This is a genomic window from Micromonospora sp. WMMD1274, assembly GCF_049179035.1.
Classification (GTDB): domain Bacteria; phylum Actinomycetota; class Actinomycetes; order Mycobacteriales; family Micromonosporaceae; genus Micromonospora; species Micromonospora tulbaghiae.
Genome location: NZ_JBMHMG010000001.1, coordinates 4467220 through 4488610, shown reverse-complemented (window position 1 = coordinate 4488610; position 21391 = coordinate 4467220). Strand labels below are relative to the sequence as shown.

At 73.3% G+C, this 21391-nt stretch carries 20 protein-coding genes and 1 tRNA gene; 8 read left to right on the top strand and 13 right to left on the bottom strand.

Annotation, left to right across the window (positions count from 1 at the left end; all coding sequences use genetic code 11):
- Positions 1-35 precede the first annotated feature (35 nt).
- Positions 36-1379 carry a class I SAM-dependent methyltransferase gene (locus ACN27D_RS21360; protein ID WP_421499822.1) on the bottom strand — a complete coding sequence of 448 codons (1344 nt, stop codon included), beginning with the start codon at positions 1377-1379 and terminating at the stop codon, positions 36-38.
- Entirely contained in the window at positions 1376-2761 is a 1386-nt protein-coding gene (locus ACN27D_RS21355) for an FAD-binding oxidoreductase (protein ID WP_120571485.1), read from the bottom strand. Before ACN27D_RS21355 ends, ACN27D_RS21360 begins: the two co-directional genes overlap by 4 nt.
- Positions 2762-2852: 91 nt before the next feature.
- Here ACN27D_RS21355 and ACN27D_RS21350 point away from each other — a divergent pair, with 91 nt between their 5' ends.
- Genes ACN27D_RS21350 through ACN27D_RS21340 form a run of 3 tightly spaced genes read left to right on the top strand, consistent with a single transcriptional unit; the run spans position 2853 to position 4429 of the window.
- Entirely contained in the window at positions 2853-3323 is a 471-nt protein-coding gene (locus ACN27D_RS21350; protein ID WP_120571486.1) for an aminoacyl-tRNA deacylase, read from the top strand.
- Positions 3324-3363: 40 nt separating this feature from the next.
- Positions 3364-3648, top strand: a complete 285-nt coding sequence (locus tag ACN27D_RS21345; protein WP_121683445.1) for a DUF427 domain-containing protein — start codon at positions 3364-3366, stop codon at positions 3646-3648.
- Positions 3649-3706: 58 nt separating this feature from the next.
- Positions 3707-4429 carry an RICIN domain-containing protein gene (locus ACN27D_RS21340; protein WP_120571487.1) on the top strand — a complete coding sequence of 241 codons (723 nt, stop codon included), beginning with the start codon at positions 3707-3709 and terminating at the stop codon, positions 4427-4429.
- A gap of 19 nt (positions 4430-4448) precedes the next feature.
- Here the strand turns inward: ACN27D_RS21340 and ACN27D_RS21335 are convergent, their stop codons facing one another.
- The gene (locus ACN27D_RS21335) at positions 4449-5747 is read right to left on the bottom strand and encodes an MFS transporter (protein ID WP_421499821.1); all 1299 of its coding nucleotides are present in this window, start codon (positions 5745-5747) and stop codon (positions 4449-4451) included.
- Positions 5748-5817: 70 nt separating this feature from the next.
- On the opposite strand from ACN27D_RS21335, the gene ACN27D_RS21330 reads away from it, so the two are divergent.
- Entirely contained in the window at positions 5818-6873 is a 1056-nt protein-coding gene (locus ACN27D_RS21330; protein ID WP_421499820.1) for a GlxA family transcriptional regulator, read from the top strand.
- Positions 6874-6904: 31 nt separating this feature from the next.
- On the opposite strand, the gene ACN27D_RS21325 is transcribed toward ACN27D_RS21330, so the two are convergent.
- The 5 genes from ACN27D_RS21325 to ACN27D_RS21305 form a co-directional block, all read right to left on the bottom strand.
- Entirely contained in the window at positions 6905-7399 is a 495-nt protein-coding gene (locus ACN27D_RS21325) for a hypothetical protein (protein ID WP_013284249.1), read from the bottom strand.
- Between the two features lie 103 nt (positions 7400-7502).
- The gene (locus ACN27D_RS21320) at positions 7503-8078 is read right to left on the bottom strand and encodes a hypothetical protein (RefSeq protein WP_409072955.1); all 576 of its coding nucleotides are present in this window, start codon (positions 8076-8078) and stop codon (positions 7503-7505) included.
- A gap of 1020 nt (positions 8079-9098) precedes the next feature.
- The gene (locus ACN27D_RS21315; protein WP_421499819.1) at positions 9099-11054 is read right to left on the bottom strand and encodes a vWA domain-containing protein; all 1956 of its coding nucleotides are present in this window, start codon (positions 11052-11054) and stop codon (positions 9099-9101) included.
- Between the two features lie 2 nt (positions 11055-11056).
- On the bottom strand, positions 11057-12556 hold the full coding sequence (locus ACN27D_RS21310) for a magnesium chelatase (protein ID WP_421499818.1): 1500 nt from the start codon (positions 12554-12556) through the stop codon (positions 11057-11059).
- Between the two features lie 70 nt (positions 12557-12626).
- Positions 12627-13595 carry an aldo/keto reductase gene (locus tag ACN27D_RS21305; RefSeq protein ID WP_421499817.1) on the bottom strand — a complete coding sequence of 323 codons (969 nt, stop codon included), beginning with the start codon at positions 13593-13595 and terminating at the stop codon, positions 12627-12629.
- Between the two features lie 57 nt (positions 13596-13652).
- Between ACN27D_RS21305 and mgrA the strand changes: the two genes are divergently transcribed.
- Entirely contained in the window at positions 13653-14642 is a 990-nt protein-coding gene (gene mgrA / locus ACN27D_RS21300) for an L-glyceraldehyde 3-phosphate reductase (RefSeq protein ID WP_421499816.1), read from the top strand.
- Position 14643: 1 nt separating this feature from the next.
- Here mgrA and ACN27D_RS21295 read toward each other — a convergent pair whose 3' ends face one another.
- Complete coding sequence (locus ACN27D_RS21295; RefSeq protein ID WP_421499815.1) at positions 14644-15540, bottom strand: lytic polysaccharide monooxygenase auxiliary activity family 9 protein; 897 nt, start codon at positions 15538-15540, stop codon at positions 14644-14646.
- A gap of 155 nt (positions 15541-15695) precedes the next feature.
- Between ACN27D_RS21295 and ACN27D_RS21290 the strand changes: the two genes are divergently transcribed.
- Positions 15696-18191, top strand: a complete 2496-nt coding sequence (locus tag ACN27D_RS21290; protein WP_421499814.1) for a DUF4153 domain-containing protein — start codon at positions 15696-15698, stop codon at positions 18189-18191.
- 43 nt (positions 18192-18234) lie between these two features.
- Here ACN27D_RS21290 and ACN27D_RS21285 read toward each other — a convergent pair whose 3' ends face one another.
- On the bottom strand, positions 18235-18576 hold the full coding sequence (locus ACN27D_RS21285; RefSeq protein WP_357897876.1) for a VOC family protein: 342 nt from the start codon (positions 18574-18576) through the stop codon (positions 18235-18237).
- Positions 18573-19517 (bottom strand): AraC family transcriptional regulator, encoded by a 945-nt coding sequence (locus ACN27D_RS21280; protein ID WP_421499813.1) that lies wholly within the window; start codon positions 19515-19517, stop codon positions 18573-18575. The genes ACN27D_RS21285 and ACN27D_RS21280 overlap by 4 nt, the downstream gene beginning before the upstream one ends.
- A 71-nt stretch (positions 19518-19588) precedes the next feature.
- On the opposite strand from ACN27D_RS21280, the gene ACN27D_RS21275 reads away from it, so the two are divergent.
- Positions 19589-20074 (top strand): DUF1772 domain-containing protein, encoded by a 486-nt coding sequence (locus tag ACN27D_RS21275; RefSeq protein WP_421499812.1) that lies wholly within the window; start codon positions 19589-19591, stop codon positions 20072-20074.
- Positions 20075-20095: 21 nt separating this feature from the next.
- Here ACN27D_RS21275 and ACN27D_RS21270 read toward each other — a convergent pair whose 3' ends face one another.
- A complete protein-coding gene (locus tag ACN27D_RS21270) occupies positions 20096-20494 on the bottom strand; it encodes a VOC family protein (RefSeq protein ID WP_358169645.1) in 399 nt (132 codons plus the stop codon).
- A gap of 76 nt (positions 20495-20570) precedes the next feature.
- On the opposite strand from ACN27D_RS21270, the gene ACN27D_RS21265 reads away from it, so the two are divergent.
- The gene (locus ACN27D_RS21265) at positions 20571-21185 is read left to right on the top strand and encodes a TetR family transcriptional regulator (protein ID WP_421499811.1); all 615 of its coding nucleotides are present in this window, start codon (positions 20571-20573) and stop codon (positions 21183-21185) included.
- A 112-nt stretch (positions 21186-21297) separates the two neighbouring features.
- Here ACN27D_RS21265 and ACN27D_RS21260 read toward each other — a convergent pair.
- Positions 21298-21370, bottom strand: a tRNA-Ala gene (locus ACN27D_RS21260).
- Positions 21371-21391: the final 21 nt, after the last annotated feature.

Genomic DNA, 21391 nt, shown 5'->3' with positions numbered 1-21391 from the left:
GCGCGGTCCGCGCGGCCTTTCGTCGGTACGACCGGTCAGGGCGTCCAGTCCGGACGCAGCGGGTACCCGTTCACCCCGTCCGGACCGTTGTTCGTGGCGAGCACGTGGTGCAACTGGATGCCGTTGCGCTCGAACGCCAGCCGGGAGCCGGCCATGTAGAGCCCCCACACCTTCGCGGTGCCCGGCCCGACCTCGCCGACGCAGAAGTCCCAGTGCTCGACCAGGTTGCGGCACCAGCCGGCGAGCGTCAGCGCGTAGTGCTGGCGCAGGTTCTCCTCGTGGTGCACCTCGAACCCGGCGTCGTGGATCTCGCTGATCAGCCGGCCCGGCCCGGCCAGCTCGCCGTCCGGGAAGACGTACCTGTCGATGAACGCGCCGGAACGGTGCGGCGCCCGGTTGTCGGCGCGGGTGATGCAGTGGTTGAGCAGCCGCCCGCCCGGCTTGAGCCGGGAACGCAGCGCACCGAAGTAGGCCGGGTAGTTGCGCACCCCGATGTGCTCGGTCAGCCCGATCGAGGAGATCGCGTCGAACTGCTCGCGCGGCGCGTCCCGGTAGTCCAGGTGGCGCACCTCGGCCAGCTCGCTCAGCCCCTCCCGCTCGATCGCGGCGCGCGCCCAGTCGGCCTGCGCCTTCGACAGCGTCACACCGAGCGCCTTGACGCCGTACTCGCGGGCCGCGTGCCGGACCATGCCGCCCCAGCCGCAGCCGACGTCCAGCAGCCGCATCCCCGGCTTGAGCGCCAGCTTGCCGGCGACCAGGTCGTACTTGTTCCGCTGCGCCTCTTCGAGCGTGTCGCCGGGGCTGCGGAAGACCGCGCAGGTGTACGTCATGGACGGCCCGAGCACCTTCTCGTAGAAGGCGTTCGACACGTCGTAGTGGTGGGAGATCGCGCTGCTGTCCCGGGTACGCGAGTGACGCAGGCCGGTCATCAGCCGCCGCCAGCGCGGCGCCGCCTCCTGCGGCGGGGGCGGCGGCGGACGCAGCCGTTCCCAGCCCAGCCCACGGACCAGCGCGAGCGCCTCGCTCATCGCCGGGAGCCGCAGCGGCACCTCGTCCTTGATCACCCGCAGCGCCTCGTACGGGTCACCCTGGTGCACGCCCTCCAGCCCCAGGTCGCCGCTGACGTAGGCCCGGGCCATGCCCAGGTCGCCCGGCGCGGTGAGCAGGTAGGACAGGCCCCGCTCGGTGCGGATCGCCAGGGTGATCCCGGCGTCGGCCGGGCCCACCGCGCTGCCGTCGTAGCCGGTGACCCGGACGGGCAGGTCGCCGGTGGTGACCGCGCGGACCACGTCCGCGACTGTGGGTCCGGTACGCCGCCCGCCCGCCGGCGGGCCGGCCGGGGCGCTCGCCGCCCCCGGTGTTCGGTCGGTCAGACTCATGCTCGGGATACCGCCTTCTCGTACAGTCCGGTGAGTCGGTGGTCCGGGTCGTAGCGGTCCTTCACGGCACGCCAGGTGTCCCCGCCGTAGAGGCGGTCGAACTCGCCCCGGTCGTAGTACGCGTCGGAGTAGAGCGACTTGTGGCCGCCCACCTCCGACACCATGCGCTCGATCTGGCGGTTGACGTCGCCGTCCGCGGCGCCGGCCGCGATGGGCACGCTTCCCCAGAAGCCGATGTTCACATACGTTTCGCCCGGTCGGAGCGGATATAGCGGCCACGCCTTCGCCGACCCGGGACCGGACGGCTCCCGCAGCCGCAGTGGGCACAGCCACACCGGCGTCATGCCCACGTTCGCCGCGAACCAGCGCAGGAACTCGGGCGTGCGGTCGAGCGGGACCTCCACGTCCTGCACCACGCGCTCGCGGGCCGGGCGGCCCCGCCACCTGTCGACGCGGGCGGCCACCTGGTGCCGGTGCTCCAGCCGCACGATCCGGTGGTAGACGTCGCTGCGCCGGTAGCGCCGCGGCCACAGCCGCCGCACCACCGGGTGCTGCACCCCGAACGCCGCCGAACACCAGAACCAGTCGGTGTCCCAGCGCCAGAGATAGTCGTACGCGGTGAGCGTGTCCCGGGTGCGCCGGCGCAGCGAGCGGTAGTAGATCTCCTGGCCGGTGTAGTCGGACGGACGCTCGTCGGCCTCGTCGGTGAACGTGCCGAGCACGAGGTATGCCTCGCCGGGGCTGAACACCACCCCGTCCATGGCGTCGACCGGCTCACCGCCCCAGGCACCCTTAGCGACCACCTCGCCGATCGCGTCGACCAGCTCCTCCAGCCGGGTGAACCGGATGTTGCGCAGCGACACGTACCGGCGGATCGGTTGCAGCTCGATGCGCAGCCGGGTGGCGTAGCCGAGGCTGCCGAGCGAGTTCGGGAAGGCCCGGTGCAGGTCGGCGTGCTCGCCCCGCGGCCGGGTCGTGACGATCTCACCCGCGCCGGTGAGCACGTCCATCTCCAGCACCGACTCGTGCGGCAGGCCGTTGCGGAAGGAGGTGGACTCGATGCCCAGCCCGGTAACCGCGCCGCCCAGCGTGATGGTGCGCAACTGCGGCACGACCAGCGGCATCAGGCCGTGCGGCAGCGTCGCGTCGACCAGATCCTCGTACGTGCACATGCCCTGCACGTCGGCGGTGCGGGCCGCCGGGTCGACGGCGAGCACCCCGGTCAGGCCGCTCACGTCCAGGCCCGGGGCACGCGGCGCGGAGCGCGGCCGGAAGAGGTTCGAGGTGTGTTTGGCCAGCCGTACGGGTTCCCCGGCGGGCACCGCGGCGTAGGAGCGCCGCAGCGTGTCCACCGCCCGTTCATGATCACGGACAGCGTGCATGAGATCACCTTACGCGCGGGTACGACAATTCGTGGGACGTCCACGGTGGCCTCGCCGACTCGCGGTCGACTCGCGCGTTACCGTGACCGCCATGGCGAATCCCGCGCTGACCGCTCTCGACCACGCCGGCCTGCCGTACCGGGTGATCCGCCACGGTCCGGTCGCGAGCCTCGCCGAGGCGGCCGCGGCGCGCGGCGTCGAGGTGCCGGACGTGGTCAAGACGATCGTGGTCCGCCGCGGCGAGGGCGACCTGCTCTTCGTGCTGACGCCCGGCGGCCGGGTGATCTCCTGGCCGAAGCTGCGCGCCCTGCTCGGGGTGAGCCGGCTGTCGATGCCCGACGCCGAGGCGGCGAAGGCCGCCACCGGGTACGCGCGCGGCACCATCACCCCGTTCGGCTCCACCACCGCCTGGCCGGTGGTCGCCGACGAGCGGCTGCGCGGCCGGGAGATCACGCTCGGCGCGGGCGAGCACGGCCTGGCCGTCGCTGTCGACGCGGACACCGTGCTGGCCGCGCTCGGCGCGACGGTCGCCGACGTGACCGACGAGGAGCCGACGCGCTGAGCAGTGGCCGGCACGCGACCACGGGCATAGCGTGGAGGACATGCCGAAAGCCGTCTGGAACGACCTCGTCGTCGCCGAGAGCGACGACACAGTGGTGGTCGAGGGCAACCACTACTTTCCCCGTGCCGCGCTGCGCGACGACCTGATCCGGGAGTCCGACACCCACACGGTCTGCCCGTGGAAGGGCACGGCCTCCTACTACACGCTCGAACACGGTGGCGCCACCAGCCCGGACGCCGTCTGGTACTACCCCGACCCCAAGCCGGAGGCGGAGATGGTCCGCGACCGGGTGGCGTTCTGGAAGGACGTCCGGGTCGTCGACTGAGTCACCGTGCCGCCGGGGCGACTGGCACCCGGCGGCCCCGGTGGGTCAGGATGCCCCCATGGCCGACCCGCACTCCGACCCGTCCGGCACCGTCTACGGCGCCCGCGGCGCGCGCCGCGCCCGTGGCGTCCGGCTGCCCCAGGACCCGCTGATGCGGGTCGCGCTGGGCGTCGGCGTGGCGGGCGTACTCCTCGGGGCCTTCTTCGCCACCGGCGTGCTCGGCGGCGGCGGCGACCGGCCGGTGGTGCCGGCGGCCGCGGTGCCCACAGCGGAGCCGAGCGAGCCGAGCGCGGAACCGACGGCGGAGCCCACGCCGTCGTCGTCGCCCTCGCCGAGCGCCGCGCCGAGCACACCCGCCGCGCCGGTGGCGACGCCGAAGGTGATCCGGGGCGTGCCGTCCGGGCGCTGCCTCGGCGTGACCGGCGACGAGGCCGAGGGTGCGCAGGCCGCGCTCGCCGACTGCACCGGCGGGCCGGAGCAGCAGTGGGTGGTCACGCCGGTCACCGACGACACCTACCTGCTCGTGAACGCGGCCAGCAGCAAGTGCCTGGACGTCAACGAGGCGAAGACCGACGACGGCGCGGACGTGCAGCAGTGGTCCTGCAACGGGCAGGCCAACCAGCAGTGGCGGTTCCAGTCGGCCGGCAACGGTGCGGCGCTGCTGGTCGCCGTGCACAGCGGCAAGTGCGCGCAGGTCGACGACGCGGGCACCGAGCCGGGGCGCGAGCTGGAGCAGGCGCCGTGCAGCGGCGCTCCCGAGCAGCAGTGGGCGGCCGGCTGACCCCGGTAGCGCCGACCGGTCAACCCCGGTAGCTCCAGGCCCGCCGGCCCGCTGCCACCGGCAACGTGAACGCGCGCTCGCCGGCGCCGCGGCGGCGCAGCAGCAGCGACAGTCCGGCCGCGCCGACCGACAGCGCGCCCGCCACGTACCAGGCCATCGCGTAGTCACCGAGCCGGTCCCGGACCAGACCGGCGCCGGTGGCCGCCAGCGCGGCGCCGAACTGGTGTGCGGCGAACACCCAGCCGAACACCACGGCGCCGGATGCGCCGAACCACTCCCGGCACAGCGCCACTGTCGGCGGGACCGTCGCCACCCAGTCCAGCCCGTAGAAGACGATGAAGACCAGCATGCTCGGCCGGGCCGTACCGGCGAACAGGCTCGGCAGCACCAGCAGCGACGCCCCGCGCAGCGCGTAGTAGGCGCCGAGCAGCAGCCGGGGGTCGACCCGGTCGGTGAGCCAGCCGGAGGCGATCGAGCCGGCGATGTCGAAGAGCCCGACCACGGCGAGCAGGCTGGCGGCTGTGGTCTCCGGCATGCCGTGGTCGTGCGCGGCGGGCACGAAGTGCGTACCCACCAGGCCGTTCGTGGTCGCGCCGCAGATCGCGAACCCGCCGGCGAGCAGCCAGAACGGCCGCGTCCGCGCGGCGGCGGCGAGCGCGCCGACCGCCCGGGCCGCCGCGCCGCCCTCCGGCCGCGGCGGCGGCACGACCTCCGTCGCGCCGTAGGCGGGCCGCCCCAGGTCCGCCGGGTGCTCCCGCAACAACCACACCACAAGGGGTACGACCGCCAGAGCGGCCCCGGCCACGACGAGTGCCGCCGTGCGCCAGCCGTGGTCGCGCACCAGCACCGCGAGCAGCGGAAGGAAGACCAGCTGCCCGGCCGCGCCGCCCGCGGTGAGCACGCCGGTCACCAGGCCGCGGCGCTCGACGAACCAGCGCCCGGTCACCGTCGCCACGAACGCCAGGGCCATCGAGCCGGTGCCCAGCCCGACGAGGACGCCCCAGCACAGGATGAGCTGCCAGCTCTGCGTCATCCCCACGGTCAGGCCGCTGCCGGCGGCCACCAGCACCAGCGCGCCGGCCACCACGCGGCGGATGCCGAACCGGTCCATCAGCGCGGCGGCGAACGGTGCGGTGAGGCCGTACAGCAGCAGGTTGACCGAGACGGCGGCGGAGATGGTCGCCAGCGGCCAGCCGAACTCGCCGTGCAGCGGGTGCAGCAGCACGCCGGGGGTGGCCCGGAAACCGGCCGCGCCGACGAGCGCGACGAAGGCGACGGCGGCGACGAGCCAGGCCGGATGCAGGCGGGATCGCTTCACCAGCCGAGTCTCGGGCCGGGCGGCTCCTCCGACGAGTGGCCGGAAAGCCATCGTGCGCAATAATCGGGCCATGTCCGTACCGCACCGGGTCGCCGTCCTCGCCCTCGACGGCGTGGTGGCGCTCGACCTCGGCACCCCGGCCCAGGTCCTCGGCGCCGCCCGCGCCGACGACCGCACCCCGCTGTACGCGGTGGCCACCTGCACTCCCGGCGGCCTGCCGGTACGCAGCAGCGCCGGCTTCCAGGTCCTCCCCGACCACGGCCTCGAACTGCTGGGCAGCGCCGACACGGTGATCGTCCCCGGCATCCACGCCGGCTCGCCGCTTTCCGACGGCACGGTTCCGGTCGAGGTGGCCGACGCGTTGCGGGCGGCGTACGACAGGGGTGCCCGCGTCATGTCCATCTGCACCGGCGCGTTCGTGCTCGCCGCCGCCGGCCTGCTCGACGGCCGTCCGGCCACCACCCACTGGGCGTACGCGTCGCGCTTCCGCCGCCTGCACCCCGGCGTACGGCTCGACCCCGACGTGCTGTTCGTCGACGACGGTCGCGTGCTCACCTCGGCCGGGGTGGCCGCCGGCATCGACCTGTGCCTGCACGTCGTCCGCACCGACCACGGCAGCGCGGTGGCCAACCGGGCGGCCCGGCGCTGCGTGGTGCCGCCGTGGCGCGACGGCGGGCAGGCCCAGTACATCGAGCGGCCGGTGCCCCGCGGCGCGGACAACGGCACCGCCGCCACCCGCGAGTGGGCGCGGCAGCGGCTGCACGAGCCGGTGGCGCTGCGCGAGATGGCGGCGCACGCGCGGATGAGCGTCCGTACGTTCACCCGGCACTTCCGTTCGGAGACCGGGCTCAGCCCGGCCCAGTGGCTGCTCCAGCAGCGCACCGAGCACGCCCGGGTGCTGCTGGAGACGACGGATCTGAGCGTCGACCGGATCGCCCGGGACGCGGGTTTCGGCACCACGGCCGCGCTGCGCCAGCACTTCCACGCCCGGGTCGGTGTATCCCCCACCGCCTACCGCCGAACGTTCCGCCCGTCTCCTGCCCCGCGCTCCACTTCCGTCGATCTTGGAGTTGTGGCGCCTGGAAGGCCGGACGTGTCGGAGTTGTCCACCGCCACAACTCCTTGATCGACGGTCTGGCGGTCAGGCGGTCTGGCGGTCAGGCTAGGTGGGGCTGGCGGCGCAGGGCGCGGAGCTGCGCCAGGTGCAGCGGCAGGTGTACGCGGATGTGCAGGTCCAGCGCTCTGCCCCAGGGCAGGGAGTCATCCACGTCCAGGTCGAAGCCCTCGCGCAGCACCGTGTCCACAGGTGTCTCAGCCGCCGGGCCGAGCCGCTCCGCCAACGCGCACAGCTTCTGGCTGGTTGCCCGGAACAACGCGGCCAGGCCGTCCAGCCCGCCGCACTCGGAGACCAACGCGTCGAGTTGCGGACGGTGGATGGTGTCCAGGTCGTAGTAGGCGAACGGCGAGCCGGCCAGCACCGCCTCGGTCGCCTCACTCATCAGCTCGTCGTTGGCGGCGAGGTGCGCGACGATCTGCTCGGCGCTCAACTGCCCTTCCGGCGGCGGCCCGAACCCGCCCGCGTCGATCTCCGCGAACAACTCCTCGTACGCCTGCCGCAGTGCCGGGGCGTCCACCTCGTCCATGCCCCGCATCCAACCCTCGCCGCGGCCGGGACCACCCCTGCTACCGCGCCCGGTTCACCCGGACGCGTGAAGGCCGGCACCCCTTGGTTCGGGGTGCCGGCCTTCGTGTCTCTTACTTGTTCCAGTGCTCGGCGACCAGGTCGGCGGCCTGCTGCTCCCACTGGGCGTAGTGGTCCGGGTAAGCACTGACCTGGACGGTCTGGGCGGCCTTGGTCAGCGGCATGTCCTGCCAGCCGTCGACCTGCTTCAGACCCTTCAGGAACGCGGTCGTGGAGTACTCGGGGTCGGTGATCTGCTCGACCGTGCCCCAACCGGAGGAGGGGCGCTGCTGGAACAGGCCCTGCGAGTCGTGGTCGTTACGGTCACCGAGGTGGCCGAGGTTCTCCAGCTTCGACTCCTGCAACGCCGTAGCGATGGAGACGACCGCGGCGCGCTCGTCCATGCCGGCCTTCTTCGTCGCGGCGATGATCGCCTTCACATTCTTGGTCTGCTCGTCGTTCAGGTCGATACGGGACTGGGCGCCCTGCACACCGTGCGGGATCAGCTTGTCACCCTGCACCGTGACGCTCACCGGCTTGACCGCGTGGGTGGTGTCCGCCGCGTGAGCGGCCACCGGGCCGGCGAAGACGCCACCGGTGAAGGCCAGACCAGCAATACCCAGAACGCTCTTCCGCAGAATCGTGTTCATCAGAAATGCTCCATTCGGGGGTCGACGCACCCGGGGGACGGGATGCGCGGGCACCGTCAGGCGCTCAAGAAAGTCTTCAAGGGGGATCTCGGCTGCTCGCGCGGCAGGGGGTTGCCTCTGCGCGGCGCCGGAAGCATGTCCAACGACCCGCCACCCGCCACCATTCCCGAGGCGGCGCACGCCACCGGAGGGGCGCGGGGGTTCACGTCGTCGGAACCGTGTTCAACGACCAGCCCGCCAGGATCATTCCCCGCGGCTCATGTCGCCAGAACCGAACTCAACGACCACCGGCCCCGGGACTGTTCCCACAGCCAGCGGCCCCTTCTCAGGGCCGGCAGGTACTCGGTCGCTCACCCGATTACAACGCCACCCACCCGCCAGCGATTCCACCCCCAGAGTGCCGCCCACCACCCCCGAACCGGACACTCCGCTCACCCGGCTTGGAGCGGACACCACACCGACAAGCTGCCCAGTGTGATCTTCCATCACCTGAGATACATCGTCCGTACCCCAGGAGCGGCCGTAGATCTTGGTACGAAATGGCCCCTACAGGGGCCACTTCGTACCAAGATCTACAGACGGCTCAGGTCGCCGAGGCGGGGGGAGGCAGGCAGCAGGGCGCCCCACCCACCGCCAGCATCCAGTGAATCGCGTGCACGGGTCGCACCACGGGCATCCACCCTGGCGGTCGATCATGAAGTTGGCGGTGACAAACCGGACACCAAATGCCGCTAACTTCATGATCGACCCATCCGGGGCAGGGCTGGTCGAGGGGTGGGAGCGAGTGCCGGGGAGCACCCGCGCGATCTTGCAGTTCGCGCCCTCCGGGTGTCCCATTCGCGCGGTTTGCGGGGCACCGAAGTGCAAGATCGGCGAGCGCGGAGGGGCCTTGGGCGGCGAGCTGTCGATCTTGGAGTTGTGGCGCCTCGGGGACGCCGCGAGTCGGGCATCGTGGGCGCCACGACTCCAAGATCGACGAGAGAGCGAACAGGGGCGAGCGAGAGGGTGCCGGGAGGGAACTCAGCGGCGGCCGTGGCGGGAGCGTAAGTAGTCGGAGACCACGTACTCGCCCAGGTCGTCCAGGTCCGGGGTGAACATGCGGCCACCCGAGCGTCGCGCCACCGCGTCCACGAACCGGCGCAGACCCGGGTCGTCGCCCAGCATGAACAGGTTGAGCGTGGCGCCGTACCGGGTCAGCCGGTCCACCTCCCGGATCGTCGCCGAGATGGTCTCCGGCAGCGGCGGCCAGTGGAAGTACGCCTCGCCGTCCTCCGGGTCCAGGTGCGCTGTCGGCTCGCCGTCGGTCACCACCAGCACCACCGGCTCGGCACCCGGGTGCCGGCGCAGGTGCCGGCCGGCGATCCGCAGCGCGTGCTGGAGGTTGGTGCCCTGCTGCATGTCCGGCTCCACCGCCGCCAGCTCCTGCTGGGTGAGCGGCATCGCCTCCCGGCCGAAGCCGACGATCTGCAACGCGTCCTGCGGGAATCGGGTCGCCATCAGGTGCGACAGGGCCAGCGCGGTCTGCTTCATCGGGCCCCAGCGCCCCTGCGAGATCATCGAGTACGACAGGTCGACGCAGAGCACCACAGCCGCCGACGCCCGCCGTTCGGTCTCCATCACCTCGAAGTCCTCGACCGCGAGCGGCACCGGCACTCCGGGACCGGCCCGGCGTACCGCCCGGGTGAGCGTGCGCACCACGTCCAGCGGCTGCTCGTCGCCGTACTCCCAGGGGCGGGACGCACCGCTCACCTCGCCGGCCGCGCCGGCCGAGCGGAGGTCGTGCTGGCCGCGCGGGCCGGCCGTCAGGTCGGCGAAGACGCGCCGCAGCGCGGTGCCGGCGAGCCGGCGCAGCGCCTTCGGACTGAGCGTCAGCCCTTCCGCGTCCCGGGTGACCCAGCCCTGGCGGCGCAGTTCGCGTTCCAGCTCCCGCAACCGGCGTACGTCGTCGGCGGCGTCCCGGCCGAGCGTGCGGGCGACCGCCTCCACGTCGACGTCGTCGAGTGTGGCACCGGGCTGGTCCTGGTCGAGGGAGTCCAGCAGCTCGTCGAGTTCGGCGATCTCGTCGAGTGCGCCGGTGGCCTCGCCGTAGCCGAGCGGCTCGTCGCCGCGGACCCGCTCGCCGCGCTGCCAGTTCAGGTCCGGCCGCAGCGACCGCAGGTGGGCGTCGAGCTGAGACAGCTCACCGGCGAGCCGGTCGCCGAGCGACTGGCGCATCAGCCCGGCCAGTTCCTCGCGCTGCCGGTCCGAGAGCGACCGCATGAGCCGCTCACCGGCTGCCGCCCGCCGGGCCAGCACGTCGATCAGCTCGTCGACGTCCTTGGGCCGTTCCGGGAAGAACTCCCCGTGGCGGCGCATGAACTCGGCGAACGCGTCGGTGGTGTCCTCGGAGCGGGCGTGCCGGGCGAGCAGGTCGTTGAGGTCGCGCATCATCTCGGCGAGCTGCCGCTGGACGGCCGGGTCGGCGGTGGCCCGGGCCGCGTCGCGCAGCCCGGCGAAGCGCTGCTCCAGCACGTCGCCGCGCAGCCCGTCGAGGATCCGCTGGTACGTCTGCCGTGCCTCCGCGCTGGCCCACTCATACCCGGAGAGCTCCGACACCGCGCGGGCGGTGGAGCGGGGCAGGTTGTCGAGCACGGCCTCGGCGAACCGGGCCTCGTCGCCGTCGCGGCCGCGCAGCTCGTCGCGTTCGGCGGCGAGCGCCTGGTCGAGCAGGGCCCGGGCCCGGGTGACGGCGCCGTCGAGGTCGCCGCGGCGCAGCGCCTCCCGGCGCAGACGGCGGGCGCGGGCGGCCAGGTCGTCCAGCCCGCCGCGCCCCTGCGGACCACGTCGCAGCAGCTCACGCAGCGATTCGCGCAGGCTGCCGCCGGCCAGCACGTCCGAGCCGACCGCGTCCACCGCGGCGCGCACGTCGTACGGCGGGGCGAGCGGGTCGGGTCCGCCGCGCCACTGCCCGTACCGGAAGCGGTTGCCGCCGACCACTGTCAGTCCCGGTCCCCGTAGACGGTGCGCCCGGAGTCGGTGACGTCCTTGCCGAGCCGGCGGGTCAGGTGCAGCCCTTCCAGCACGAACTCGATGCCGGCCGCCGCCTCCTCCGGGCTGGGCGCGTCGCCGAGCCCGAGCCGGTCGAGCACCTTGGCCAGCCCCGGTACGGTGCCGACCTGGCGCAGCAGCTCGGCCGAGGAGACCAGCTCGCCGGTCTCGACGGCGCCGCCCTCGGCGACGATCGCGGTGAAGCCGGACAGGTCGAGCCCGGCGAGGCGGGCGCGGAACGTCTCGGCGGTGGCGGTACGCAGCAGGTGCGCGAGCACCTCGATCTCGCGCCCCTCCTCGCCGCTCTCGAACTCGACCTTGCCGCGCAGCGTGGAGGTCACCGACACGGTGTCCCCGATCCGGGCCACCGGCGCCTCCGGACGGGACGCCGACCCGGCACCGGCCGAAGCCGAGGCACCGGCACCGGCACCGGCACCGGCACCGGCCAGCAGACCCGAACGGCGCAACGCGGCGGCGGCCACCGTCTCGGCGGCGGCGATGGCGAACCGGGCGGACACGCCGGAGCGCGGGTCGACCGACGGGGATTCCCGCACGTCACGGGCGAACCGGGCGAGCACCTCCAGCACGTGCTCCGGCACCACGGCGACCAGGTCGGCCTCCTGCCGGATCAGCGCCAGCTCCAGATCGAGGTCGAGCGGGTAGTGGGTACGGATCTCCGCGCCGAACCGGTCCTTCAGCGGCGTGATGATGCGGCCCCGGTTGGTGTAGTCCTCCGGGTTGGCGCTGGCCACCAGCAGCAGGTCCAGCGGCAGCCGCAACTGGTAGCCGCGAACCTGGATGTCGCGTTCCTCCAGCACGTTGAGCAGCGCCACCTGGATGCGTTCGGCCAGGTCGGGCAGCTCGTTGACGGCGAAGACGCCCCGGTTGGTGCGCGGTACGAGCCCGAAGTGGATGGTCTCCGGGTCGCCGAGCGTGCGCCCCTGGGCGAGGCGGATCGGGTCGACGTCGCCGATCAGGTCGCCGACGCTGGTGTCCGGCGTGGCGAGCTTCTCGCCGTACCGCATCGAGCGGTGCAGCCAGCCGATCGGCAGGTCGTCGCCGGCCGAGTCGACGAGCGCCCGGGAGGCGGGGGTGATCGGGTGCATCGGGTGCTCGTTGAGCACCGAGCCGGGGATCACCGGGGTCCACTCGTCCAGCAGCCCGCCGAGCGAGCGGATCAGCCGGGTCTTGCCCTGCCCGCGCTCGCCGAGCAGCACCATGTCGTGCCCGGCGAGCAGCGCGCGCTCGACCTCGGGCAGCACCGTGTCCTCGTAGCCCACGATGCCGGGGAAGCGCTCCTCGCCGGAGCCCATCCGGGCGAGGAGGTTGTCTCGGAGTTCCTGTTTGACCGTGCGGTACTGGTGACCGGTCGCGCGCAGCTCGCCGAGCGTGCTCGGCAGGTCGGCGGGCGGGACCGGGGAAACCTGGTTGGGAGCGGTCACCCGACCCACGCTAGCGCGCTCCGATGACCGGCGGCCTCCGTCGTCGATGTCGCGACAAGGGAAGCCGCCGGAACGCCACTCACTTGCCGAGGCGGGCGCGGACCATCCGGGGTACGGCGGCCAGGCCGGTGACCGGGCGGAACGCGTGCGCGGCGGCGACCAGCGCGGCGTACTCGTCGTCGGCGAGGTCGATCTCGGCGGCGGCCGCGTTGCGTTCCATCTGCTCGACCCCGGAGGCGCCCGGGATGGCCACCACGTTCGGGTGCCGCAGCACGTACGCGAGCGCGATCTGGCTCGGCGTGGCGTCGTGCGCGTCGGCCACCTCGCGCAGCGTGGCGATGAGCTGGGTGCCGCGTTCCAGGTTCTCCGGCAGGAAGTACGGGTTGGCCCGGCGTACCGCCCCGGCGGGCGGGTTCGTGGCGTCGTATCGGCCGGAGAGGAAACCCTGTGCCAGCGGCGAGTACGCGATGACGATGCGGCCGGCCTGCTCCGCGTACGGGATGAGGTCTTCCTCGGGGCCGCGGTCGATCATGCTGTAGCGGACCTGGTTGCTCAGCACCCGGCGGCCCAGCGCGGCCTCGGCGAACCGCCACCGGCGCAGGCCGTAGTTGCTGACGCCGACCTCGCCGACCAGCCCGACGTCCTGCAACGAGCGCATGCCGCGCATGGTGGTGGTGTCGGCGACCACCGGGTTGGCCTGGTGCACCTGGTAGAGGTCGATGCCGTCGACGCCGAGCCGGGCGGCGGAGGCGACCGCCCGCTGCTGCACCACCGGCGCGACCGGCAGCAGCGGGAAGATCTTGCTGGCGACCACGACCTTGGCGCGGTCGTCGCCCAGCGCCGCGCCGAGGATGCGCTCGCTGCGGCCGAAGCCGTACAACTCGGCGGTGTCGAACAGGGTCACGCCCAGGTTGAGCGCCCGCCGGACGATCTCGGCGGCCCGGCGCTCGTACTCCGGGCCGTAGCCCCACTCCTTGGAGCCGAACTGCCAGGTGCCGAGGCCGATCTTGGAAATGGGCTTGGGGGTGTCGAGCCGCACGTAACGCATGAGGCCGAACGTACCCGCGCCGCTGCGTGCGCACTCCGGTGCGGACAGAATGGCCTGGTGACATACCTCGCCAGCGACGACCGTTACCACGAGATGATCTACCGGCGCAGCGGCCGGAGCGGGCTGAAGCTGCCTGTCATCTCCCTCGGCCTGTGGCACAACTTCGGACCGGACCGCCCCTTCGAGCGACAGCGGGACATCGTCCGCCGCGCCTTCGACCTCGGCATCACCCACTTCGACCTGGCCAACAACTACGGCCCGCCGCCCGGTTCGGCGGAGGAGAACTTCGGCCGGCTGCTCGCCACCGACCTGAAGCCGTACCGGGACGAGCTGGTGATCTCCAGCAAGGCCGGTTATCTGATGTGGCCCGGCCCGTACGGCGAGTGGGGTTCGCGCAAGTACCTGATCTCGTCGCTGGACCAGTCGCTGCGCCGTCTCGGGCTGGACTACGTCGACGTCTTCTACTCGCACCGGTTCGACCCGGAGACCCCGCTGGAGGAGACGATGGGCGCGCTCGACGCGATCGTCCGCTCCGGCAAGGCGCTCTACGTGGGCATCTCCAACTACGACTCGGAGCAGACCGAGCGGGCCGCCGAGATCCTGCGCGACCTGGGTACGCCGCTGCTGATCAACCAGCCGTCGTACTCGATGATGAACCGCTGGACGGAGGAGGACGGCCTGCTGGACACGCTGGAGCGCGTCGGCGCCGGCTGCATCGCGTACAGCCCGCTCGCCCAGGGCCTGCTCACCGACCGTTACCTCAAGGGCATCCCGGCCGACTCGCGGGTGCGCACGAGCGTCTTCCTGAACGAGAGCGACCTGGACGACGAGACGATGGCGACGGTCCGGGGGCTCGCCGCGGTGGCCGAGCGGCGCGGGCAGACGCTTGCCCAGCTCGCCCTGGCCTGGGCGCTGCGCGACCCGCGCATGACCAGCCTCATCATCGGCGCGAGCAGCGTGGCGCAGCTGGAGGGCAACGTGGCCGCGCTGGACAACCTCGACCTCGCCGGGAACGACCTGGCCGAGATCGAGGGCCTGCTCGGCTGAGTCACCAGATGCGGCGCCGCCCGGCGCGGTGGTTGCGGACACCGCACGGCCGCCCGGGCGGCGGCCCGCCGGTCCGCCGCAGTCCGACCACCGCCGCGGCGAGCAGCGCGACGACGAGCGCCGCCGCGCCGACCACGAGCGGCCGGGACAGCGGTCCGCCGTCGGTCACCGTCGCGACCGGCACCGCAGGCTCGTCGTCGGCCGCCGGCACGGCGAGGGTACGCGGAGGCGACGCGCTCGCCTTCGGCGCTGCCGGTGACGCGTCCGACTCACCGCGTGCCGCCCGGAAGACCACGTCCGAGCAGGAGTAGTACGTGTCCTGGGTGTCCGAGTTCTGCCAGATGACGTAGACGAGGTGCCGGCCGGTACGCCCGGCTGGGAGCCGTCCCCGCATCTCGTACGCGCCCGCGCGGATCGGCGGGTCGGTGACCTGGAGGAACGGCTTCTTCTCCAGGTCCGCCCAGGTCAGCGCACGCTTCGGCGAGTACGAGCCGGTGGTGACGTAGTACCGGAACGTGCCCCGGTGCGGGATGGTGGTGCGGTAGCGGAACGTGTGCCGCGCCCCGGCTGTGAGCGTGGTGGCGGGCCAGTCGGCGCGCGGCAGGTCCAGTCCCCGGTACGCGGACAGCCCGCCGCTGCACAGTTCCCCGTCCGGGATGCGTTCCCGGTCCCGCCCGTCGATCCGGGCCACCCGGATGTTGTCCCACTCGCGTACCGCCGCTCCGGCGGCGATCGCGGCCCGGCAGGCGGGCGTCTGCGCCCGGCCGCCCTCCGGCCCGCACGCGGCGGACCGGCTCAGCGGGCTGGTCGGCGCACCGTGCGCCGCGGCCGGCGCGGCGGTCAGCGGCACCGTCGCCGCGACGGCGGCGAGCGCGGCGAGCGCGCGACGTGCGGCCATGTGATCGACCTCCCGCGCACTGGTACGGCCGCGAGCCGCGAAAGGTTCGATCCGCGCCGATCGGCCCAGGGGACATGACCGAACGGACAACCGGGGCGGCGACGGACGCCGGAGGGGCCCTACAGTGACGAAACCCTGTGATCGAGGAGCGTCCCTTGACCGAACCGGCCCCGTCCCCCGAGCCGTCCCGCGCCGCCCCGGCGGCCGGGCCCGCGCCGGGTGACGTCCCCGCCCCCGCACAGCCGTACCTGCTGGTGCTGCCCACCATGGAGGGCGCGCCCACGCCGGTGCCCTGGCCGGGCGCCGAGGGCCAGCCCGGCTGGGCCATTCCGGTCACCGTGCCGCCCGGCACCCAGGGGTACGCGTTGTTCCTCCCGCTGGTCCCCGCGCCCGGCCAGCCGACGGCGGGGGTGCCCGCCCAGGCGACGGCGCCCGCCGCCGAGCGCTCCCCGGCGGAGGGCGCCGCCCCGGCCACCGGCGCGAGCGGCACCACCGCCGCACTGTCCACACCGGCTGAGGGCTCGGCCCCTTCCGCCGGCGCGAGCGGCCCGACCGCCGCGGCCGGGTCCACACCGGTCGACGGCGGTCCGGCGGCAGCAGCCGAGGCTGGGAAGCCCGTCGCCGACCGTCCGACGGGCGGAGAGCCCGTCGCCGCCCCGCCGGACGCCGTTCCGGCGGCTCGCCGGGAGCAGGCTGGCGCAACGTCCTCGGCCACCGGCGACGCCGCATCGTCCACTCCGGATGCCGGCCCGGCAGACGCGGCCACGGCCGACTCCGGTGGAGCCGGGACCGGCGCGCGCCCCGGCGACGGTGCTCCGCGGGCGGCCGATTCCGCGACTTCCGGCCCGTCGGGAGCCTCGCGGACATCTGCCGCTCCCCCGGGCACGCCACCGACAGCCGACTCCCCCGGCACGCCAGCGGTTACCGGCCCGTCCGGCGCCACGCAGGCGCCTGCCTCCGGAGCATGGGCCGCGCCGGGCGCGCAGCCGGCCTCCGGGCCGCCGCCCGCGCCGGGTACTCAGCGCGCTCCGGGCACGCCGCCTCCGCACGGCGGTGGGCCGGTGCCCGCGCCGCCGTACCCCGGAATGGGGTGGAGCGGGCACCCGCAGGCGCCGACGTGGGCGCCGCGACCTCAGGTGCCGCGGACCTCGTTCCTCGGCGCGAAGTGGCCCGGCCCGAAGGCGGCGACCGGGCGGGCCGTACCGCTCGCGGTGCTGGCCGCCGCGGTCGGCAGCGCGGTGTTCGTGCCGCTCGGCCGCGTCGGCGTGGGCTGGTTCCTGGGGTGGCTGACGCTCACGCTCGCGGTGCTGCTGGCGGTCCGGTCGAAGACCGCGGACCTGCCGCGCGCCGACAAGCTCATCCGGGCCGGGTGGGCGGCGGCCGCCCTGGCCCTGATCGCCGTGCCGGCGTTCCGCAACGCCTGGTGGCTCGTGACGTTCTGCGTGCTCGGCGCGCTCGGCTGCGCCACCCTCGCGATCATCGGCGGGCGGCTGGTGCGCTCGATCCTGTTCGGCCTGGTGGCCACGCCGTTCGCGGCGTTGCGCGGCCTGCCCTGGGTACGCCGGCACATCACCGCCTCGCCGCAGGAGGCGACGGTGCGCAAGGTGACCGTCTCGGTCGTCGCCACGGTCGTGGTGCTCGTGGTCTTCGGCAGCCTGCTCGCGTCGGCCGACGCGGCGTTCTCCGAGGCGCTCGGCCAGCTCGTCCCCGAGATCAACCTCGGCACGGTGTTCGGCTGGTTGTTCCTGGCCGTGGTGGGCGGTCTGATCGCTGTCGCCGGGCTCTACACGCTCGCCGCGCCGCCGGATCTGTCCACCGTGGATCGCGCCGGTGAGCGCCGCCTCGGCCTGCTGGAGTGGGCGCCGGCCATCGGCGCGCTCGCGCTGCTGTTCGCCGGGTTCGTGGTGGTGCAGTTCACCACGCTCTTCGGCGGCCAGCGGCACGTGCAGCGGGTCGCCGGGCTCAGTTACGCCGAGTACGCGCGCAGCGGCTTCTGGCAGCTGATGTTCGTCACGCTGCTGACGGTGGCGGTGCTCGGCGGGGTGAGCCGCTGGGCCCGCCGGGAGCGGCCGGCCGAGCGCATCCTGCTGCGTGTGCTGCTCGGGCTGATCAGCGCGCTGAGCGTGGTGATCGTGGCGTCGGCGCTGTCCCGGATGTGGACGTACCAGAAGGTCTACAGCTTCACCGGCGAGCGGATCTTCGTGATGGCGTTCGAGATGCTGCTCGGCACGGTCTTCCTGATGATCATCGCGGCCGGTGTCCGGTGGAAGGGCCGGTGGATTCCCGGCACCACGCTCGCGCTGGCGGTGGCGATGCTGCTGGGCCTGGCCGTGCTCAACCCGGAGGACTACGTCGCCCGCCGCAACACGCTGCGGTACGAGCAGACCGGCAAGATCGACGCCTGGTACCTGCGGGCGCTGTCCGCCGACGCCACCCCGGCGCTCGCCAAGCTCCCCGACCCGGTACGCCGGTGCACGCTGAGCTGGATCGCCGACGACCTCGCCGAACCCGACCCCTGGTACGCCTGGAACCTGGGCCGCCAGCGCGCCCGAAAGGCCCTGGAGGAGGTCGGACCCCAGGCGGTCGGCGGCCCGAAGGACTGCCGCCGGGCCGACCAGTTCGACCTGCCGAAGACGCGGCGTCCCCGCTGACGCCACCGGCCGGGCCGCGAATCCACGCGGCCCGGCCGGACCGTCAGGCCGGGCCGCCGCCGAAGCCGATCTCGTTGCCGTCCGGGTCGTGGAAGATCACTTTGCGGACGCCGTTGTCGTAGGTCTCCCGCGCGACCGGTGTCAGACCACGGGCGGCGATCGCCGCGACGCGGGTGTCGAGGTCGTCGACGAAGACCGTCTGCATGGCGTGACCGGCGTGCTCGGGCCGCACGTCGACGTAGAGGTAGCGATGTTCGGCCAGCTCCCACACCGCCTCGCTGTCGTTCGGCCGGAACTGCGGCGGGGCGCCGAACAGCCGCTCGTACCAGTCCGTCGCCACCGCGAGGTCGCGGACCGGGACGCCGGCGAACAGGTCGACAGTCATCCGGCCAATCTATCCGGGTCGACGTGCCCGCGCGGGCTCACGCCGTACCGGCGTTTGAACGCCGTGCTCAGGGCGAACGAGCTGCCGTAGCCGACCCGGCGGGCCACCGCGCCGACTGTGGCGCCGGGCTCGCGGAGCAGGTCGGCCGCGAGCGCCAGCCGCCAGCCCGTCAGGTACGCCACGGGCGGCTCGCCGACCAGCGCGGTGAAGCGTCGGGCCAGCGCCGCCCGGGACATCCCCACCTCGGCGGCGAGCGACGCCACAGTCCACGGCCGGGCCGGGTCGTGGTGCAGCATCCGCAGCGCGCGGCCGACCACCGGATCGGCGTACGCCCGGTACCAGGCGGGTGCGGCGGCACCCGGCCGGGCGAACCACTCCCGCAGCGCGGCGATGAGCAGCAGGTCGAGCAGGCGGTCGAGCACCGCCTCCTGGCCGGGGTCGTCCTTGACGATCTCGGCGGCCAGCAGCGGCACCAGCGGCGTGTCCCAGGACTCGCGCCGCACCACCGCGAGCGGCGGCAGCGCGTCCAGCAAACGCTTCCCGACAGTCCCCCGCACCGGGTACGTGCCGGTGAGCAGCACGGTCCGGCCGTCCGGCCCGTTGCCCCAGGTGCGTACGCCCCAGCGCGTCATCGCGAACAGCTCGCGCCCGTCCGGTGTGGTGCAGCGCTGGCCCGGGTGCACGACCACCTGCGGCGCCGTGGCCGGCTCGTCCGCGACCGTGTACGGGGCCGGGCCGCACACGATCGCCACGTCACCGCCGGTCAGCCGCGCGGCCTCCCCCTCCTCGGGCACGATCCAGCCGTCCCCGCGCACCACGGCGACGAGCGTGAGCGGCGCCTCGTCCCGGATCCGCATCGACCAGGGCGGGGTGAGGATCGAGCGCAGCAGGAAGGCGCCCCGCGCCCGAGGGCCGTCGAGCAGGCCGGAAACGGCGTCCACGGAGACGATTGAACACAGGATCGCGCGTCCTGACCATGGGCCGTCTCACCGCGCGGCGGTTCGATGAGGACATGCGACTCGTACAACAACTGACGCTGGTCGGCGCCACAGTCGGGGCCGGGCTGATGGCGGGCCTGTTCGCCGCGTTCGCGTACGCCGTGATGCCGGCGCTGCGCGGCGCGGACGACCGCACGTTCGTGGACGCCATGCAGCGCATCAACGTCACAATCGTCAACGGCTGGTTCCTGCTGGCGTTCCTGGGTACGCCGGTGCTGGCCGCGTTCGCGGCGGTGCTGGCGTGGCGCGGGGCGGCCCGGCCGGCGCTGCCGTGGATCGTCGCCGGGCTCGCGCTGTACCTGGTGATGTTCGTCGTCACCGTGGCGGTGAACGTGCCGCTGAACGACGCGCTCGCCGCGGCCGGCACGGCGGATCCCGCTGCGGCGCGGGAGCGCTTCGAATCCACCTGGGTCACCTGGAACGTGGTCCGGACGCTGGCGAGCACGGCCGGGTTCGGCGCGCTGTGCTGGGCGTTGGTGCTCTCCGGCCGCGCCGCGTGAGCGCCGTTCCCCTGCGAGATGCTAGGAGATGAACCTGTCCGCGTACTCCTCCGCAGGTTCCACGTTGGTGATGACGTCGATCAGGACACCGTCCGGGCCGGCGACGATGAAGTGCCGCTGTCCGAACTCTTCGGTCCGGACGGGAAGCACGACCTCCAGGTGCCGCAGGCGCTCCCACTCGGCGTCGACGTCGTCCACCTCCAGGTTGAGCAGCATCCCACCGGCGACCGGCCCGCGGTAGGCCGCCGGGATGGTCTCGTGGCTGCTGTCCAGCACCGCCAGTTCCCAGTTGTCGCGGCGCAGGCTCACGTACCACTCCGTCTCGAACGTCGGTTGGAACCCGAAGTGCTCGCGGTAGAAGGCCGCGGCCGAGGTCACGTCGGTCGTCATGAGGACCGGGTACGAGCTGGCGAGTGCCATGGCGAACTCCCTTTACATACACTGTGCAGGTAAGAGGAATATACATACACGGCGCATGTAAAAGGAAGGGTGCGGCATGGCGCGAGCCACCAAGGAGCAGAGCGAGATCACCGGCCGGCGCATCCGGGACGTCGCTACCGCCCTGTTCGCCGAACGCGGCTACACCGCCGTCCGCCTGGAGGAAGTGGCCGCCGCGGCCCAGGTCACCAGGGGTGCGGTCTACCATCACTACCGCAGCAAGCAGCACCTGTTCGAAGCCGTCGCAGCCGCCGCGCAACAGCGGGTCGCCGCTGCGGTCGCCAGCGCCGCCGAGGCGGTCGCCGATCCATGGGACGGCCTGGTCGCCGGCTGCCGGGCGTTCCTCACCGCCAGTGTCGACGACACACACCGGCGGATCCTGCTGGTCGACGCGCCCGCGGTGATGGGTTGGCGCACGTGGCGCAGCCAGGACGCGGCCGCTTCCGGGCACCACCTGGCCGAGGCGGTGGCCACGCTGGCAGCAGCCGGGCACCTTGAGGTCAACTCGCCCGAGGCAACTGCCACCTTGCTCTCCGGCGCGATGAACGAGGCAGTGCTACGGATCGCCGAGGCCCCGGACCGGGACGCCGCACTGGTCGAGACGTGGCCCGATCTGCTGCGCCTGCTTCACGGTCTCCGCGGACCGCGCACCGCACCCGTCCGGCACGGTTAGCTGGCGCTGCGGCCGTCGAAGGTGATCACGAAGGCGCTTGCCGCCCGCCACCACGGATACGACAAACGCCCTGGTACGGGATCATGTCCCTACCAGGGCGTTCTCGCATGGGTGGAGCCGAGGGGACTCGAACCCCTGACCCCCACACTGCCAGTGTGGTGCGCTACCAGCTGCGCCACGGCCCCTTGCGGTCGCACCCGGTCGCC

Bases quoted from the DNA above. Each gene is read 5' to 3' on its own strand.
- ACN27D_RS21360 (WP_421499822.1), bottom strand. From the start codon at position 1,379: ATGAGTCTGACCGACCGAACACCGGGGGCGGCGAGCGCCCCGGCCGGC.
- ACN27D_RS21355 (WP_120571485.1), bottom strand. From the start codon at position 2,761: ATGCACGCTGTCCGTGATCATGAACGGGCGGTGGACACGCTGCGGCGC.
- ACN27D_RS21350 (WP_120571486.1), top strand. From the start codon at position 2,853: ATGGCGAATCCCGCGCTGACCGCTCTCGACCACGCCGGCCTGCCGTAC.
- ACN27D_RS21345 (WP_121683445.1), top strand. From the start codon at position 3,364: ATGCCGAAAGCCGTCTGGAACGACCTCGTCGTCGCCGAGAGCGACGAC.
- ACN27D_RS21340 (WP_120571487.1), top strand. From the start codon at position 3,707: ATGGCCGACCCGCACTCCGACCCGTCCGGCACCGTCTACGGCGCCCGC.
- ACN27D_RS21330 (WP_421499820.1), top strand. From the start codon at position 5,818: ATGTCCGTACCGCACCGGGTCGCCGTCCTCGCCCTCGACGGCGTGGTG.
- ACN27D_RS21325 (WP_013284249.1), bottom strand. From the start codon at position 7,399: ATGCGGGGCATGGACGAGGTGGACGCCCCGGCACTGCGGCAGGCGTAC.
- ACN27D_RS21320 (WP_409072955.1), bottom strand. From the start codon at position 8,078: ATGAACACGATTCTGCGGAAGAGCGTTCTGGGTATTGCTGGTCTGGCC.
- ACN27D_RS21305 (WP_421499817.1), bottom strand. From the start codon at position 13,595: ATGCGTTACGTGCGGCTCGACACCCCCAAGCCCATTTCCAAGATCGGC.
- ACN27D_RS21295 (WP_421499815.1), bottom strand. From the start codon at position 15,540: ATGGCCGCACGTCGCGCGCTCGCCGCGCTCGCCGCCGTCGCGGCGACG.
- ACN27D_RS21285 (WP_357897876.1), bottom strand. From the start codon at position 18,576: ATGACTGTCGACCTGTTCGCCGGCGTCCCGGTCCGCGACCTCGCGGTG.
- ACN27D_RS21275 (WP_421499812.1), top strand. From the start codon at position 19,589: ATGCGACTCGTACAACAACTGACGCTGGTCGGCGCCACAGTCGGGGCC.
- ACN27D_RS21270 (WP_358169645.1), bottom strand. From the start codon at position 20,494: ATGGCACTCGCCAGCTCGTACCCGGTCCTCATGACGACCGACGTGACC.
- ACN27D_RS21265 (WP_421499811.1), top strand. From the start codon at position 20,571: ATGGCGCGAGCCACCAAGGAGCAGAGCGAGATCACCGGCCGGCGCATC.